Source organism: Maridesulfovibrio sp. (genome assembly GCF_963666665.1).
GTDB lineage: Bacteria > Desulfobacterota > Desulfovibrionia > Desulfovibrionales > Desulfovibrionaceae > Maridesulfovibrio.
Genome location: NZ_OY762999.1, coordinates 2,360,243 through 2,376,454, shown reverse-complemented (window position 1 = coordinate 2,376,454; position 16,212 = coordinate 2,360,243). Strand labels below are relative to the sequence as shown.

Here is a 16,212-nt window from a genome sequence, read left to right as displayed (position 1 = left end):
TATTTTTTGGAAAAGGGTTACTCCGAAATAAATACTGAATGATTGACCAATCACTAACCGTCCTCGCGATTCTTTCTTCACTACGAGCCTTTCCCAAAAGGTTACGGAAGAAAGAATCGCGGGGGCGGACGAATCTTTCTTAAGGCTGTGGGTTGAGGGTTCCATACACTTTTTAAAGATTTACCGGAGGATGAAACTGCAAATTGATGCATAGGGTTTGCTTCTAATCGGTAGTTTCCGGCCTTAGTGCCTTAATCTTGAATCTTTCTAAATTAAGGATTGATCCGTTGAAGAACAGATATATCCCAATAACTTTAATTGTTGCTGTCTTGGCCGTTGCGGCTATCGCGGGATTTCTTTTTCCGCCGGCAGTGCAGGAAAATCCGGCCCGTGTTGTGATGGACAACAGTGGTGGCAGGGTGATTTTTACTCATTTTGTTCATGCTGATGAGTATGGCTATGAATGCTCAGACTGCCACCATGACGACATCGGTCAGGAAAGGCCGATTCCTTGCGGAAGCTGTCATCCGGTAGCTTTTGATGCAAAGTTCAGGGCTGAACATCAGAAGAATTTTCCCAGTGAAGAGGCGTGCTTGCGCTGTCATGCGGATGTTCCCACTGGTCCTCTCGCTGAAGAAGATAAGCCTGATACCGAGAACATTCCTCTGCGTGCTGAAGCTTTCCACGCTCAGTGTATGGGCTGTCACGAGAGTGACGGAGGCCCCTACGGTGAAGACTCCTGTTACGATTGCCATGCGAGGTAGGTCTCATGCTTAAAATTCATTATTCCCTTGAATCTGATGTTCAGAAGACCATTTCCGACATCACTGCGCCTGCGGAACTTAATATCTCCATGCGCAACAAGATTCTGAAGATCAAGAAAGGCCAGAAGCTCGCGGCAGGTGAACTCCTTGCTGAGCGTCCTTCCAAATATGGTGCTGCCTGTAGTGCGGCCCTTTCCGGTAAGGCAACCAAAGTCAACTACCACCACCTGACCATTCAATCTGACGGCGGTGAAGAAAGTGTTGAGCCTATCGATGTAAAGTCCATGGGTCCCGGCAAAGAGCTGCTCCGTACCCTGCAGGAACTCGGTATGAACACAGCTGTTCTTTCTTCCCATGCTGAAAGACTGGTTATCAACGGCCTCAACCCCGAGCCGGGTATTTCCGTTGCTGAACAGCTGCTTAAAGATGAGAAAGAAACCATTGAAGCAGGTCTGCGCCTCGCTGAGTCCTTGATTATTCCGGTGCATACCACTCTGGCTGTTGCTGCCGGATCTTCATATGAACTTGCCGGCACAGAGCGTGTTTTTGTGAAGCCCAAATATCCTAACTCTCTTGACGCCCTCGTTGTTAAGAAGGTCACCGGAAAGGAATTCCCTGATGACACCAAAGTCATCAGCGTCATGGATCTTTACAACCTCGGCAGGATTTACAAGACCGGTATGCCCATCACCGATACCATCATGACCATTGGGGACAATAACTACCGGGTGCTTTTCGGAACTCCCGTAAGTCATATCTGCAATGAACTGGGTATTGAAGTGAAATCAGGCGACAAGGTCGTTCTCGACGGTCCTTTCCGTGGGGAAGCCGTCTACAGCCTTGATGAAGGTGTAAAGAAGGGTGATTACGGTCTGTTCGTAATTCCTGCCGGTACTTTTCCTTCAATTGAAGACGCAACTTGTATTAACTGTGGGGAGTGTGTGCTCAGCTGCCCGGCTAGAATCCAGCCGAACATGCTCAGCCGCTACGCAGAGTACGAGATGTTTGAAATGGCTGAAAAGCATAACCTGCATAGCTGTTTCGAATGTGGTCTTTGCTCCTTCAACTGTACGGTCAGACGTCCTATCCTTCAGTACATCCGTTTCGCCAAGGATCAGCTCCTTGCAAGCGGTCAGGCTGAAAAGACTTCTTAGTCGTAGGTGTTGCGCTTCGCGCTAAATGATTTGATTTCGCCTCCGGTAGCACAAGGAATCCCGGGATCATCAGGTCTCAAGTGTTGATTGAATAATCATACAGGATTCAACCGGATTGCGGTTAAACATACAAGTTTCAAGGGTTAAAATATGACTCCTCCAGTAATTAAAGCAATGTCCGACATTGCGGTCAGACTCACGGTTTCGCCTGCTCCCCACTGGCGCAGCAAACGCACCGTGGAGAAGATGATGCAGTTTCATCTTTTGGCTCTGGTTCCCGCATTGCTCATGGCTTTCAATATGTTCGGCCTGCCAGCTCTCGCAACAGTAGGTATTGCCGGAACAGCTGCCGTTCTCGCAGAGACTCTTCTCCTCAAGGTGCAGGAACGGGATGTTAATGTAGATAACTACACCGCTCTTTATGAAGGCCTTCTTTTCGCCTTCCTGCTGCCTGCGGGTGCTCCGTGGTGGATGGTAGCCTGCGGCGGTGTACTGACTATCGTGTTGGGCCGTACCGTTTTCGGCGGATTCGGTTGCAACCCCATCTGTGCGCCTCTGGTTGCCTGGGCTTTCTGTCGTCTTTCCTGGCCTGCTGCCATGGATATCGACGCGAACCTCGCACACTTCATGATCAACGCGCCTTTGGATCAGCTTAAGTTCTTCGGTCTCGATACTCTCGGACAGTTCAACTACACCGACCTTTTCCTCGGTAAACAGCTTGGCGGACTGGGGGCTTCCCAGATCATCGCAGTGCTGGCCGGCGGTATCTTCCTTCTCGCTACCGGTTGGGTGCGAGTGTTCATTCCTGCGGCATTCCTCGTGGGTGTGACTGTTACCGCTTCCATCTTCTGGATGATCGATCCTGAAGTTTACGCCAACCCGCTGTTCCACCTGCTGACCGGATCTGTAATGTTCGGGGCTTTCTTTCTCGCTCCTGATGTTGCTTCCAGCCCCGTGGGTGTTATTCCGCAGCTCCTCTTCGGACTCATTGCCGGTAGCATGGTCATAGTCATCCGTGTGTACGGCATCTACCCCGACGGCGTGCCTTTTGCCATCATGGTGGCAAACCTGCTTACCCCCCTGCTGGACCGCGTACGTCCCAAACCTTTCGGAGGCAAGTAAGTCATGCGCGAAATACTTCATATGCTCGTGGTTCTCTCCATCATCTGCGCCACTTCCGGTGCGGTGCTGGTTAACCTTAAGCAGGCCACAAAATCCCAGATTGAGCAGCAGGTTCTGACTTATGTACAGGGTCCCGCATTGCTCTCCGTACTTGATAATCGTGACAACGATCCCATTAAGGAACGTGTTAAAATAAAAGACGTGACTGTCTTCCCGGCTATGAAAGACGGAAAGCTGGTCGGTATCGCACTTGAAGCCTTTGCTCCCGGTTATTCCGGCGACATCGGCGTCATGGTCGGTTTTGATGTGGACAATGATGAACTTCTCGGTATCGGTATTACTACTCAGACCGAGACTCCCGGTCTTGGGACCAAGGTGACCAAAGCTTCTTTTACCGACAAGTTTAAAGGTCACGGTCTTGATTCCATGCAGATTACCGCTAAAGGCGGGGACATCGATTCCATTGCCGGTGCAACTTACTCCTCCGTGGGTACTGTTGACGCTGTACGCAAGGCTATCGAGGTCTATCAGTCCATTAAGCCTGAGATCACCAACATCTGGAAGAAGTCCTAGGAGAAACCATGAGCCGTTTAGTAAAAGAATTTGCAAAAGGACTCTGGGCCGAACTCCCTCCTTTCAGGGTGCTTCTCGGCCTGTGCCCCACACTGGCTGTTACCTCCACTGCTGAGAACGGTCTGGGGATGGGTATGGCGGTCATCTTCGTATTGACCATGTCCAACCTGATTATTTCCTGCCTCAGGAAAATTATTCCCGCGAAAGTACGTATCGCCTGTTTCATTGTTATCACCGCGTCACTGGTTGTTGCGGTTGAGCTGCTCATGCAGGCCTACGCATATCCGCTTTATCAGAAACTGGGCATCTTTGTTCCGCTTATTGTTGTTAACTGCCTGATCCTTGGTCGAGCCGAAGCATTCGCTTCCAAGAACGGAATTATACTTTCCATTGCCGATGCATTGGGTATGGGGCTTGGCTTTACCCTCTCTCTTACCTTCCTCGGTGCTATCCGTGAAGTTCTCGGTGCCGGAACCGTGTTCGGTGTCCCGGTTATGTGGGAAAGCTTCAAGCCTGCCGAGTTCATGATCATGGCTCCCGGAGCTTTCGTGGCTCTCGGTGTAATCCTCGCAGGCATGAACGCCTTCAACAGGTATCAGAGCCGCAAAAAGGGTGAGACCGTACCTGATGTAATGAATTCCGGTTGTGCGCACTGCGGTGCTTGCGGCGGCATTCAAGATCTTAAGGATAAATAGGGGAGAGCGTTAAAATGGAATACTTTCTGCTTTTTATCTCCGCCATTTTCATCAACAACATCGTACTGGTTCAGTACCTTGGTGCATGTCCCTTCATGGGAACCTCCAAGTCCACCGATGTTGCTCTCGGAATGGGTGGAGCGGTTATATTTGTTATTCTGATGGCTACTGCCATCACTTGGCCTCTGCACCAGTACATCCTTATTCCTCACGGACTTGAGTACCTGCAGACCATTGTTTTCATTCTGGTCATCGCATCACTGGTACAGTTCGTTGAGATGTTTCTTAAAAAGGTTATCCCGCCCCTGTACAAGTCTCTGGGTCTCTTCCTGCCCCTGATTACCACCAACTGCGCAGTGCTCGGTGTGGCAATCATGGTTCAGCGTAACGGGTACTCTTTTATCAAGTCCATGGCCTACGGTATGGCTTCCGGTATCGGTTTCCTCATCGCTTTGGTCATCATTTCGTCCATTCGTGAACGTCTGGACGTAGCTCCGGTTCCCCATGTTTTCAGAGGCGTACCCATCGCACTGATCACTGCAGGAATCATGTCTCTGGTCTTTTTTGCCTTCAAGGGCATGGCCGCTTAACAGGCAAAGCAAGGAGAATATTTAGTTATGGTTACTTCTTCTATACTGGTCCTATTCATGCTCGGTCTAACCGCTGCAGCAGTTCTGGCTGCCGCATCCAAAGTCCTGCATGTTGAGGAAGATCCCCGCATTGCTGAAGTTGAAGGATGCTTTCCCGGCGCTAACTGCGGTGGTTGCGGATATCCCGGTTGCAGTGCTGCTGCAGGAGCGATTGTAAAGGGCGAAGCCGGTCCCGAAATCTGCGTTGCCGGTGGTCCTGAGATTGCCGAAAATATTGCAGCTATCATGGGCCTTGAAGCTTCTTTCAAAGAACCCAAGGTTGCCAACAACATCTGCACCGGTGGTTCCCGCGCAAATTTGCTCTTCGATTACGAAGGGGTTGAAGACTGCCGCGCTGAAGCACTGCTTTACGGTGGTGAGAAATCCTGCGGTCTCGGTTGTCTCGGTCTCGGTTCCTGCGTAAAGGTCTGCGGTTTTGATGCAATCCGCCTCAACGAAGACGGCGTGCCTGTTGTAGACATGAACGCCTGCGTTTCCTGCGGTAAATGCGCAGAAGTCTGCCCCACCGGAGCTATCCGCGTGAGCGGTATGACCATGGACCTGCTCCATCTTAACAAAATCGACGATTGTCTGGCTCCCTGCATGCAGAAATGCCCGGCCCAGATCGACGTTCGTACCTATATCAACCAGATGAAAAACGGCGACATGCGCGGCGCACTGCTGACCATGAAGGAACGCAACCCGCTGCCGCTGGCCGTTGGCCGTCTCTGCCCCGCACCCTGCGAAACCATCTGCCGCCGTAACATCGCTGATGATGGTGTGGCTATCCACACTTTGCACCGTTTCGTTGCTGACTGGGAAATGAATTCCGGTTCCCGCGTGAACCTGAACTGCAACCCGCCTTCCGGTCACAAGATTGCAATCATCGGTGCCGGTCCCGCAGGTCTTTCCGCAGCTTACTTTCTGCGCCGTATCGGTCACGAACCTGTGATCTTTGAAAAGCGTGAGCAGACCGGCGGTATGATGAAGGGTATTATCCCTGAATACCGTCTGCCTTCCAAGGTTGTTGACTGGGAGGTTCAGACCATCCTCGACCTCGGAGTTGAAGTTAAGAACGGCGTTGAGTTCGGTAAGGATATCACTTTCGAAACCCTTGAGCGTGACGGTTTTGAAGCTGTGTTCATCGCAACAGGTGCCTGGAAAGTTCCCGCTCTTGAGCTTGAGAATGCTGAAGCTGAAGGCGTTATGGATGCGATTACCTTCCTTGAGGAAGTCGGCAAGTCCATCACTGACCTCAAAGGCAAGAAGATTGTTGTTGTCGGTGACACCAACACCGCTATGGATGTTGTGCGCAGTGCAGCACGTCTGGACTGCAAAGTGACCTCTCTGGTCGGTTGCATCCAGCGTAAGATGTCTGCCAACAAGAACGAAGTTAAACGCGCTACTGAGTTGGGAAGTGAACTTCTCTTCCTGACCAAGCCTACCCGTTTTATTGCTGAAAACGGTAAGCTCAGCGGCGTTGAATATATTGAAGTTCAGTACAAGGATCCCCAGAAGGCCCTTGGCGACCCCCTGCCTGTTGAAGGCACTGAGCAGACCATTGATGCCGATCTGGTCGTTATCGCCACTGACCGTGTCCCCGATATGACCCCGTTTATTGATGCTGAAGGAAATATTCCCTTCAAAATCAACAAGAAAACCGGCGGTATTGATTGCGACAGTACCTCCATGCAGACCAGCATGCCTAACGTATTCGTTGGTGGTGAACTGCATACCGGTCGTTCAATCATTATTCAGGCCGTTGCTGACGGACGTATGGCAGCCCGTGGAATCCACCACTTCGTTACCGAAGGTGAAATTCCCGAGCCCAAGAACCCGCAGCTGCGCGTTATTCCTGAATCCATCCTCAAGAATATGGACGTTACTTACACCATCCCGAGAATCAAGGTTCCCGAGATAACTGTTGAAGAACGCAGGTCCACATTCAAGGAAGAAGTAAAAGGCTCAATCGTTTATGAAGCAGCCCGTAAGGAAGGCAGTCGCTGCCTGCGTTGCGGCCTGACCTGCTACGATGCGGAAGCCGGTGCGGAATACGCACAGGACCCTGACGTGCAGAAATTCAGCGAGCTGGGCAAGGAATAGGGGACTTAGGTCATGGAAAATGCGGTTAGGCGTTCATTCGTCAAATCATTCGGAGACATCGGTTCCAAGGCTGCCCTCATTGCCCATCCCCTTGGTGCGGCAATGAAACTGGCGGACACCTTGCGAATCGGTGACAGGCGGTACAAGCATACTGAGACCCGTTTCCTGATGGGGACGGAAGTCAGCATCGTCGCCTTGCATCTGTCCAAGGACGCGGCTCATCATGCTGCAGAACTGGCTTTTCTTGAGATAGAGCGTCTTTCCGCAATCTTTGACCGTCACCAGCCCGGTACCCCGGTTTCCCATCTCAACGAAACTGGAAAACTGAGCGATGTTGCCCCCGAATTGTATGAAGTAATGGGCAGGGCACAGGCTTATTACCACCTCTCCAATGGGGCATTTGATTCAACGGTACTTCCTGTTTTGGAAATGTTGAAAAAGAATAGAGATCCCGAGGGCAGGCTGATGCTCAGCCAGAGTGATTTTGACGATGCTCTGGGCCTTGTGGGTGCTGATTCCGTCAATGTTTGCAAAAACGGAATCAGTTTCAGCAAAAGTTCCATGGCTGTTACCTTGGACGGGATCGGCAGGGGCTACATTGTGGACAGGGCTTCGGATATGCTGTCAGCAAACGGAGTGGAGAATCATTTGATCATCGCCGGCGGAGATATCCGCGCTTGCGGTGAACGTTCTCCGGGACAGCCTTGGCTTGTCGCTATTGAGGAATCTTCCGGCAATGGCGGTTCTACTGCGGTCGTCAGGCTTAAGAATGCTGCTGTATCTACTTCCAGAGGCCATGAGTACTACTTTGATGCCGAACGTGCCCGTTATCACGTACCAAACTTTAAAAATGCGATTTCAGCGTGTCAGGGTGTCAGCCTTTCGGTTGTGGCCCCCACGGTGATGGAGGCGGATGCGCTTTCCACTGCGGCATTCGTGATGAATCCCAAGGAAGCGATCAGTTTCATCAACGCGCAGAAACAAAGTGAATGCCTGATCTCCCGTTCATCCGGGGTAAAACTGCATTCCCCTAACTGGGAAGCGAAGGTCGGGATTTAATTCAACATAAAGTCTGTTCCGGATGCCGGGAACTGAAAACCTCCTAAATGAAGGTTTCCGGCACACTGCAGGGACGGTGTGCGACGCATATATCGAACTCATGTATATGAATTTGATATGAAAAATTTAATTTTTCCTCAAAATAAATAGAGCATATTTTGGGATGTGATTCACTGCCGTTCAGGGCAACAACGCAGTAGTCCGGAATACGACGTCCTCATACATGGGATACACCTCGTCCCCATGAAAGCCAAACGGGCCGGAAGCTCACTCTTCCGGCCCGTTTATTTTTTTATGATTTGCGATAAGTTGCAGGGCTTCTTCTTTGGGCATAGGTCTACCTAAATAGAAACCTTGTACGGTGTCACAGTTCAGTCCCTTCAGTATTTCCAGTTGCTGCTCAGTCTCAACCCCTTCTGCGACAGCTTCCATATTCAATCCGTGAGCCAGTTTGATTATTGATTCCAATAAATTTGTACCATCATTTCCGGGCTCGATTCCTTTGATGAAACTGCGGTCAATCTTAACGCTCCGTGCCGGAAAGTTGTTAAGATAAGCCAGTGATGAATATCCTGTGCCGAAGTCGTCAATGGCGCAATGAACTCCCAACTTATTAAGAGACTTAAGGCGCGCTGCTGCCAGTTCAGGATCGTTGACGAAAGCTGATTCAGTCAGTTCCAGATAGAGAGACTGCAGAGGGATGTCATAAGTTTTGATGGTCTCTTCGATATAGCGCATCATGGATGATTCTGTGATGTGTTTGGCACTGAGGTTGATGGAGATATGCAGGTTTTTACACCCGCCTGAATGTTTGAGGCATTCAGACCACATGGAGCAGGCTTTTTCCATTACCAAGCGGTCAAGTTCAACAATAAGCCCTGTTTCTTCCGCTAAGGGGATAAATTCAGCAGGACTGACCATGCCCCGTTCTGGGTGGTGCCAGCGAACCAGAGCTTCAAAACCTGAAAGTCTTATCCCTTCCTGAATTCTGAACTGGGGTTGGAAAACCAGTTGAAACTGGTCTTCTTGCAATGCGGTTCTGAAGCTGTTTTCGAATTTTAAAATGTCGTGAGTCTGGTTAAGCATGGTCTTGGTAAAAATGCTCACGACATTGTTGCCGCGCTGTTTTGAACGGCGCATGGCTATATTTGCACGGTTTAATATGTCATCCGGGGTTATTTTCTTCTGATTATTATAGGCGTAAATTCCGAAGCTTATATCAAGGCTGAAGTTCAGGCCGTCAATCTCAAAGGGATGTAATATTTTTTTACGTAATTTACGTAACCTTAGAATACTTTCATTAGGTGAGATGTCTTTTTGCAGTATGATAAAATCATCTCCGCCAAGCCTGCATACAAGTCCTTCCGAACCAATGGCTTCTGTTAGTCTTTCAGCAAATTGTATGAGAATTCTGTCGCCGATGTGATGCCCGAAGCTGTCATTTACTTTTTTAAAATTCAAAAGATCGAGAAAAAAGACACTGAATTTCAGGTCAGTATCCTTGCCTTGCGCAAGATATGCATTCAATTGGTTAGTTAGCATCCGCCTGTTTGGCAGCTTGGTCATGTAGTCGTGGTAGGCTTGATTCTTTAATGCGTTTCTCGACTTCAAAAGTTTTTTGAACATACTCAGCGTCAGGTATGCTGTAGCCAGAACAAATAAAGAACCGAGAAATAATATAGGACCGAAAATCGAGTTGAAATCAATTTCGTAGTGAAAAGCAATACCAACAATAACAGCAGAATATCCCGCAAGAAATGAACCTATAAGTCCAATTAGAACGAGGAAACTTTTGCGGGTTTGTTTATACAGAGTAGGTTCCAGTTTGCGCAGAGAGAGAAGCTGTCTGAGATAAAAAGATATTCCGAACAAAAGTATTGTCAGACCTGAAAGAATACAGGCGAAAAAGAATGATGATTCGGGGTCTTTTAATATATGCATGCTTTAATTTAAAATTAGTCCATATTGGTGTCAATTAGAGCTTTAATGTCTTGTCATTGAACTTTAAACCACAGTAACTTTATTACGGCCTTGCTCTTTTGAACTGTAGAGTGCTGCATCGCATCTCGCAAAGAGGCTCGTAAAGTCATCATCTTTGTTTATTTCGGTGATACCGAAGCTTGCCGTGCATTTGTTTATGGCTGGAAAACTGGCTTCAGCAATTCGGTGGCGTAATTTCTCGGCGAGAAGAGCTCCTTCATCGGAGGTTGTTTCTGAACATACAATAAGAAATTCTTCCCCTCCCCAGCGGCCGATGCGGTCTGTCTTGCGGGTGCTTGAAATAAGAATTTCCGCAAAACGGATAAGGACATCATCGCCGATTGTATGCCCATGGGTGTCATTAATGTTTTTGAAGTAATCGATATCAATCAGGATTAATGTCAGCGGTGTGTTATATCGCCTGAAGCGGTCGAATTCATGCTGCATGATTTCGTCCATTCTTCTACGGTTATATAATCCGGTAAGCATATCCGTCTGGGACATTTCACGCAGTTCTTTTGTTCTGGCAGCTACCTGTCGTTTCAGTGTGAATATGTAAAGAAATATGAATCCACCTGCCATTATACAGAAAGCCGTAATAGCTGCAGGCAGGAGCCAGTCCGGAGTGATACTGACAGCCTGAATCCATTTTTGAGTAATACGGTTTATTTCCTGATCGGGAATATCTTTCATCCCTTTTTCGATGAAGTCCCGCAGATCTTCATTTCCTTTGCTGACGGCAACACTCAGTCTTTTTGTATACAGTGTTTCTGCTACATAGAATTTGTCATGCGCACCCATTCTGTGCAGATGGTACATTGCCGCCGGATAATCGGTGGCAAATGCAAGTCTTGATTCTGATATTACATTCTCATTGGGGAATGGTGTCAGTTGTATTTCCGGGTATTTTTCGCGGATATAAGCTTCGGCATAACCGTCTTTGGTCACTGCTAACGGGATGTTGCCGAGTTCTGATAATTTGGTGATGTTCAGTTTCGTGGAGACGAAGAGCCTTGTGTTGAGCGGAAGCGCAAGTGGTTCCGTGAAATCCATATATTCGCTACGTTCATTTGACTTGTACAGCCCTCCGTGGATGATGTCTTTTTTACTTTTGAGCAGCTCTAAGGATTCACTCCAATCTGTGAGTATGAATTCAACCTTCTTTTTGTTTCTTCTGCCGAATTCCCGCCATAAATCGATCAGAAGCCCTCTGGGCTCGCCGTTTTCTCCTGTGAATGAATAGGGCGGCCATGTGTTTGAATTAGTGATAGTCAGTGTTTGAGGAATCTCTTTTGCGTTTGCAGGAACTGCCAGTATTAATAGAAGAAATATATTCAGAATATATATGCGCATCAATTCTCCATGTCATCAGCAATATTACCTTGAATTAGTCTGAAACATATTGCTGTGGCAAGTATATCAGCACAGGAAGAATGAATCAAAAAAAGAAGCAAGAATGATATCTTGCTTTTTAGTATAAAAAAGTACTATTTTTAAAATGCTGATATTGTTTAATACTTTAAGCTGCCTATATGCTAAAGTATTAGACTGTTTTCTGTAAATTGATTTTGCTCATCTAAAGGTGCATGATGAAGAAATTGTTTAATCTACTAGTGATGGTAGCCGTTTTTGTTCTGCTTCCAGTCAGTTCTAACGCTGAGGATTTCAATCCGGTTCTTGTCTATCAGGGAAAGATTGAAAAGAATTCATTCAGTGTTGCAATTCATAAAGGGGTAGAGAGATTCGAAGCCAATACCGGAGAGAAGTGCACAGAAGTTGAAGTTGGTATGAGCTTTAAGGAGTACATTGATACAATTACGAAGTATGCTGACGAGGGGTATTCTCCGATATTTCTCATGTATGGCAATCATTTTCCGAATATGGTTCCCTTTGTGCGCAAGTATCCGGCAACCAGATTTATTGTTCTGGATACTGTGCGTGATGAGCCGAATGTCTACTCTTTTGTGCTTGCCGACCACGAAGGTGCTTTTTTGGCCGGAGCTTTGGCGGCGATGGCTTCCAAAAGCGGTAAACTTGGGTTTATTTCAATTGTGGATACAGGGTTCCAGCGCCGTTTTCTGTGTGGATATTCTCAAGGAGCCAAGTACATAAATCCGGATATCGTGGTGCTTGAAGTTTTTACTGGAAGTTATGATGGTGCATGGTTCGATGGTAATGCAACCGCACATATGGCTGACAAAATGATGGATCAGGGTGCTGATGTTATCTTTCAGGCCGCCGGCGGAGCAGGACCTGCTGTTCTTAAAGCCTGTGCTGAACGCGGTAAGCTTGGCATCGGTGTGGATATTAACCAGAACGGTCTTTATCCCGACAGCGTGCTCACTTCCATGGTCAAACACACGGATAAGGCTGTTTATGCAGCGTTGATGCTGGCCAGGAGAGGTATCTGGCGTGACAATTATAAACGTTTGGGGTTGGAGCAGGAAGCAGTTGGGATTGTGTTCGATGCTCATAACGAAAAGCTGGTGACGCAAGAGATGCGCAATCGCATTGAGAATATCCGTAGGAAAATAGTTCTCGGCGAAATTACGGTTAACGAATATACAGAAGATCCGACCTGTCCAAGCCATGATAAGTAAATATGTTATAAGTCTGCATAGTATTTCCCTGTTTCTGCTGAAGGTCCTGCTGATCGGACTGGTTGTCCCTCTGGCTGCAGGTATGGTTATACTGTTTGCGTTGGAAGAAAAGGAGATGAGGGTCCAGCTTGCCGAATTTCATCAGAGTTCTTTGGATACTCTTGTTGATAGTGCTGAAGATTCGATGCTTTCCTTTTCGCCGGAAGAGGCACGCAATATTGTGAGGACTCTTTTGCAGGATAAGCGCATTGTAAGGATAGAAATTTTTTCATCTATTTATGATCTCTACCTGTTGCGTGTTTCTAAGGAAACACCTGAACATCAGTACAATGTATCTGAGCTGGTTAAGACAGTAACCAAAAACGATGAAAAATTGGGATATGTGCTGGTAGCGGTGGACAAGGATTGGGTAACTCCGCGAATTCAAAAAGAGCGCAACCGTATCATATTCATGTTTGTTACCATGTTTATGGGCGGGTTGCTGCTGATAGTTCCGGCTATTTATTTTAAGGTGTTCAAGCCATTGAACCGATTGATGAGTCAGGTGGAGGTCCTGTCAAAAGGAGAGCTAGGAATTCCGTACAGTTGGGAGGGGCGGGATGAGTTTTCCATGCTCGGTAAAACTCTGGATGACATGCGAACCAAGCTGGAGAAGACTTTCAGCTTGATGCGTGAAATGGCGGTAACTGATGAGTTGACCGGGCTTCCTAACCGCCGCGGGTTTTACGGTGAAGTTGAAAAGTTGCTCTGGTTGAGCGGCCGCTACAACCATCCGCTAACACTTGCTCTCTTTGATATTGATCATTTCAAATTGATAAACGATAATTTCGGGCATTCTGTGGGAGATGAGGTTCTGAAAAGCTTTGCAGATGTGATTTCAAAGCGGATTCGTAAAACAGATCTCTTTGCCCGTATTGGTGGGGAGGAGTTTGTATTAGTCATGCCTGAAGCTCCCAGCAATGATGCCCATAACCTGCTTGACCGACTTCGGCAGGATGTTTCGGCATATGAGTTTCCTCATGGAGAGACCGTTACCGTAAGTGTCGGATATACAGATAATTCCGGTCCAGATAAGCTCGAAGGGTTGATGGATATAGCTGACAAGGCTCTTTATAAAGCCAAGCAGGAAGGCCGGGACAGAGTTGTTTTCGGTCCAGCAAGCAAATTAACTTAAATTCAGGTTTATAATAAGATTTAGGAAGTAAATGCAATATTGGATTATACTAGCATGTGCAATTGTGCTGGAGGTTTGCGGAACTATTGCTATGAAATTTTCAGAAGGTTTTACCAGAGTTGTTCCTTCTGCATTGATGTTCGTCTTGTACGGAGCTTCTTTTACTGCTTTGGCTTTCGCTTTAAAGAAAATTGATGTCAGCGTAGCTTACGCCATTTGGTCCGGCCTTGGAACAGCAATTATTTTCACCATAGGGATTTTCTTTTTCAAGGAATCTGTTTCAGTACTTAAAGTTGTCAGTTTGTTACTGATTATTACCGGAGTTGTAGGGCTGAAATTGAGCGGTGCCAGCCATTAGTTCTTCCTGTCAGTGATCACTGATTTTTATTTTTAAATAAAGCTGGACATTGATAGTAATCATTACTACTAATTTTTGCCTGTTAGTAATTATAAATACAAATAGTCGTCACGAAAGAAATTTCTTTTTGAATGCGTTGATGCTATTTCACACATACTTAATTGAATCCATATATAAATAAAAAGGTTACAATTTATGAGTATTTCTATTCGATTAAAGCTTTCTGCTTTTGTCCTTGGTTTTATCCCGGCAATTATCGCTATTATTCTCTTTGTCTTCAGCCCGGATTTCGTTTTCGGTTCGGCCTCTTCTACTGTTCTGCTGTGCGGAATTGCGGCGAGTCTAGTGCTTACGTTTTTTATCGTTTACAGCATCAGCCGTAATGTAATTTCTCCCATTGAAAATTTGCGGGATTTTGCCGTTGATGTGCAGAAAGGGAAAGCCAATGATGAGTGTGCCGGGTTTTACATGCATGAGCTGGAAGAGCTTAAGGTGGCAGTCTGCTCCATGGTTGCCAGCCTGGAAGAGGCCAACAAGAGAGCCGAATCCTTGAGCGAGGAGGCTCGTAGAAAAAATATTGAAATTGAAGCAGCATTGAAAACCAGCCGGGATACGGAAGAGCAGACTCAAAAACTTATTGCTTCCATGCGAAAGGCGGCCGACAAGGCCGGTAATTCCTCCGTACGTATTTTTTCGGGTATTAGTGATTTAAGTGAGCGGATTGAAAAGGTAGGTGAAGGCGTTGAGGTTCAGCGTGACCGTATGACAGAAACCGCCACCGCAATGGAAGAGATGAACTCCACTGTGGCTGAGGTTGCCCGTAACGCTTCACTTGCCGCCGGAAATGCGGATCAGTCGCGTGAAAATGCTGCAACCGGTGCACGTGGGGTCAATGATGCTGTTGATGCGATCAAGAAGGTTGAGGACGAAGTCCTTTCCCTTAAAGAGACCATGAGCCAGCTTGGCAAGCGGGCAGAAAATATTGACCGCGTCATTAACGTGATCAATGATATTGCAGACCAGACCAACCTGCTGGCCCTGAATGCTGCCATTGAAGCCGCAAGGGCAGGTGAGGCTGGGCGCGGCTTTGCCGTTGTTGCCGATGAGGTCCGCAAACTGGCTGAAAAAACAATGGAAGCCACCAAAGAGGTTGGCGAAGCTATTACTGATATTCAGGAACACGCCAAGACCAACGTGGCTTCTGTAGATCGCGCTGCAGCAGATATAGTTGCCGGTACTGAAACCGCAGTTGAATCCGGTAGGTACATGCAGGAAATCGTAACCATCATTGAATCTACTTCCGAGCAGGTTGAATCCATTGCCACTGCTTCTGAAGAGCAGTCAGCCACCAGTGAAGAAATCAATAATGCTGTTTCCGACGTTACCCAAGTGGCACAGGAAACAGCAGAAGAAATGGGCGAGGCCCGCAAGATCCTTCTTGAGGTTTCAAGCCTTGTTCAGGAACTTGATACCTTGATCCATGGCATGGCTCAGGGAGACCTTGCCTCTGCTGCAGGAGCTGAACTGGTTACCTGGAGTGACAGCGCTTTTTCTGTCGGCGTCAGGGCCATTGATGTGCAGCACAAGAAGTTGGTCGGCATGATCAACGGACTGCACAAGGCCATGCGTGACCGCGCATCTGATACGGTCATGAAAAGATTGGTGGAAGAGTTGAAGAATTACACCGTCGACCATTTCAGCACTGAAGAAAAAATATTTGACCGCTATGGTTATTCACAGACTCCGGCACACAAGGCGTTGCACGAAAAGTTCGTCAATCAGGTGCTTGAATTTGAAGCAGCATTGCTCAGCGGTAAGGCTAAGGTGACCATGGATGTCATGCACTTCCTTAAGGATTGGCTGGTGAAGCATATTCAGGGAGAAGACCGTAAGTATACCTCTTTCATGCATAGTCACGGAATCCGCTAATTATTACGTGCGGGATAAGTCCTGCTAGCCGTTTTCAGGTTTTTTATTCCGCACATGGATGAATTCATGTGC

Annotated in this window: 14 protein-coding genes; 12 read left to right on the top strand and 2 right to left on the bottom strand. The window is 47.5% G+C overall.

All coding sequences use genetic code 11. The features are described 5' to 3' along the window. Positions 1-287 precede the first annotated feature (287 nt). The 8 genes from ACKU40_RS11005 (at position 288) to ACKU40_RS10970 (ending at position 8,099) form a co-directional block, all read left to right on the top strand. Positions 288-764: a cytochrome c3 family protein gene (locus tag ACKU40_RS11005; RefSeq protein WP_320172848.1), complete on the top strand. Its 477-nt coding sequence runs from the start codon at positions 288-290 to the stop codon at positions 762-764. Positions 765-769: 5 nt separating this feature from the next. Further along, the gene (locus tag ACKU40_RS11000) at positions 770-1,918 is read left to right on the top strand and encodes a 4Fe-4S dicluster domain-containing protein (protein ID WP_320172847.1); all 1,149 of its coding nucleotides are present in this window, start codon (positions 770-772) and stop codon (positions 1,916-1,918) included. 150 nt (positions 1,919-2,068) lie between these two features. Further along, positions 2,069-3,040 (top strand): RnfABCDGE type electron transport complex subunit D, encoded by a 972-nt coding sequence (locus ACKU40_RS10995; RefSeq protein WP_320172846.1) that lies wholly within the window; start codon positions 2,069-2,071, stop codon positions 3,038-3,040. Positions 3,041-3,043: 3 nt separating this feature from the next. Continuing rightward, on the top strand, positions 3,044-3,613 hold the full coding sequence (gene rnfG / locus ACKU40_RS10990; RefSeq protein WP_320172845.1) for an RnfABCDGE type electron transport complex subunit G: 570 nt from the start codon (positions 3,044-3,046) through the stop codon (positions 3,611-3,613). Positions 3,614-3,621: 8 nt separating this feature from the next. Further along, entirely contained in the window at positions 3,622-4,308 is a 687-nt protein-coding gene (locus ACKU40_RS10985; protein ID WP_320172844.1) for an electron transport complex subunit E, read from the top strand. 14 nt (positions 4,309-4,322) lie between these two features. Next, the gene (locus ACKU40_RS10980) at positions 4,323-4,898 is read left to right on the top strand and encodes an electron transport complex protein RnfA (RefSeq protein ID WP_320172843.1); all 576 of its coding nucleotides are present in this window, start codon (positions 4,323-4,325) and stop codon (positions 4,896-4,898) included. 27 nt (positions 4,899-4,925) lie between these two features. Next, the gene (locus ACKU40_RS10975; protein WP_320172842.1) at positions 4,926-7,040 is read left to right on the top strand and encodes an FAD-dependent oxidoreductase; all 2,115 of its coding nucleotides are present in this window, start codon (positions 4,926-4,928) and stop codon (positions 7,038-7,040) included. A gap of 12 nt (positions 7,041-7,052) precedes the next feature. Beyond that, the gene (locus ACKU40_RS10970) at positions 7,053-8,099 is read left to right on the top strand and encodes an FAD:protein FMN transferase (protein ID WP_320172841.1); all 1,047 of its coding nucleotides are present in this window, start codon (positions 7,053-7,055) and stop codon (positions 8,097-8,099) included. Positions 8,100-8,366: 267 nt separating this feature from the next. On the opposite strand, the gene ACKU40_RS10965 is transcribed toward ACKU40_RS10970, so the two are convergent. After that, complete coding sequence (locus ACKU40_RS10965; RefSeq protein ID WP_320172840.1) at positions 8,367-10,040, bottom strand: bifunctional diguanylate cyclase/phosphodiesterase; 1,674 nt, start codon at positions 10,038-10,040, stop codon at positions 8,367-8,369. 63 nt (positions 10,041-10,103) lie between these two features. After that, on the bottom strand, positions 10,104-11,432 hold the full coding sequence (locus ACKU40_RS10960; protein ID WP_320172839.1) for a sensor domain-containing diguanylate cyclase: 1,329 nt from the start codon (positions 11,430-11,432) through the stop codon (positions 10,104-10,106). A gap of 245 nt (positions 11,433-11,677) precedes the next feature. On the opposite strand from ACKU40_RS10960, the gene ACKU40_RS10955 reads away from it, so the two are divergent. The 4 genes from ACKU40_RS10955 to ACKU40_RS10940 all read left to right on the top strand — a co-directional run bounded on the left by ACKU40_RS10955 (position 11,678) and on the right by ACKU40_RS10940 (position 16,140). Then, a complete protein-coding gene (locus ACKU40_RS10955) occupies positions 11,678-12,679 on the top strand; it encodes a BMP family ABC transporter substrate-binding protein (protein WP_407944283.1) in 1,002 nt (333 codons plus the stop codon). After that, positions 12,669-13,853: a diguanylate cyclase gene (locus ACKU40_RS10950; RefSeq protein ID WP_320172838.1), complete on the top strand. Its 1,185-nt coding sequence runs from the start codon at positions 12,669-12,671 to the stop codon at positions 13,851-13,853. Before ACKU40_RS10955 ends, ACKU40_RS10950 begins: the two co-directional genes overlap by 11 nt. Before the next feature lie 91 nt (positions 13,854-13,944). Next, on the top strand, positions 13,945-14,211 hold the full coding sequence (locus ACKU40_RS10945) for a multidrug efflux SMR transporter (protein WP_320172837.1): 267 nt from the start codon (positions 13,945-13,947) through the stop codon (positions 14,209-14,211). A 195-nt stretch (positions 14,212-14,406) separates the two neighbouring features. Beyond that, positions 14,407-16,140 (top strand): bacteriohemerythrin, encoded by a 1,734-nt coding sequence (locus ACKU40_RS10940; protein ID WP_320172836.1) that lies wholly within the window; start codon positions 14,407-14,409, stop codon positions 16,138-16,140. The last annotated feature ends 72 nt before the right edge of the window (positions 16,141-16,212 follow it).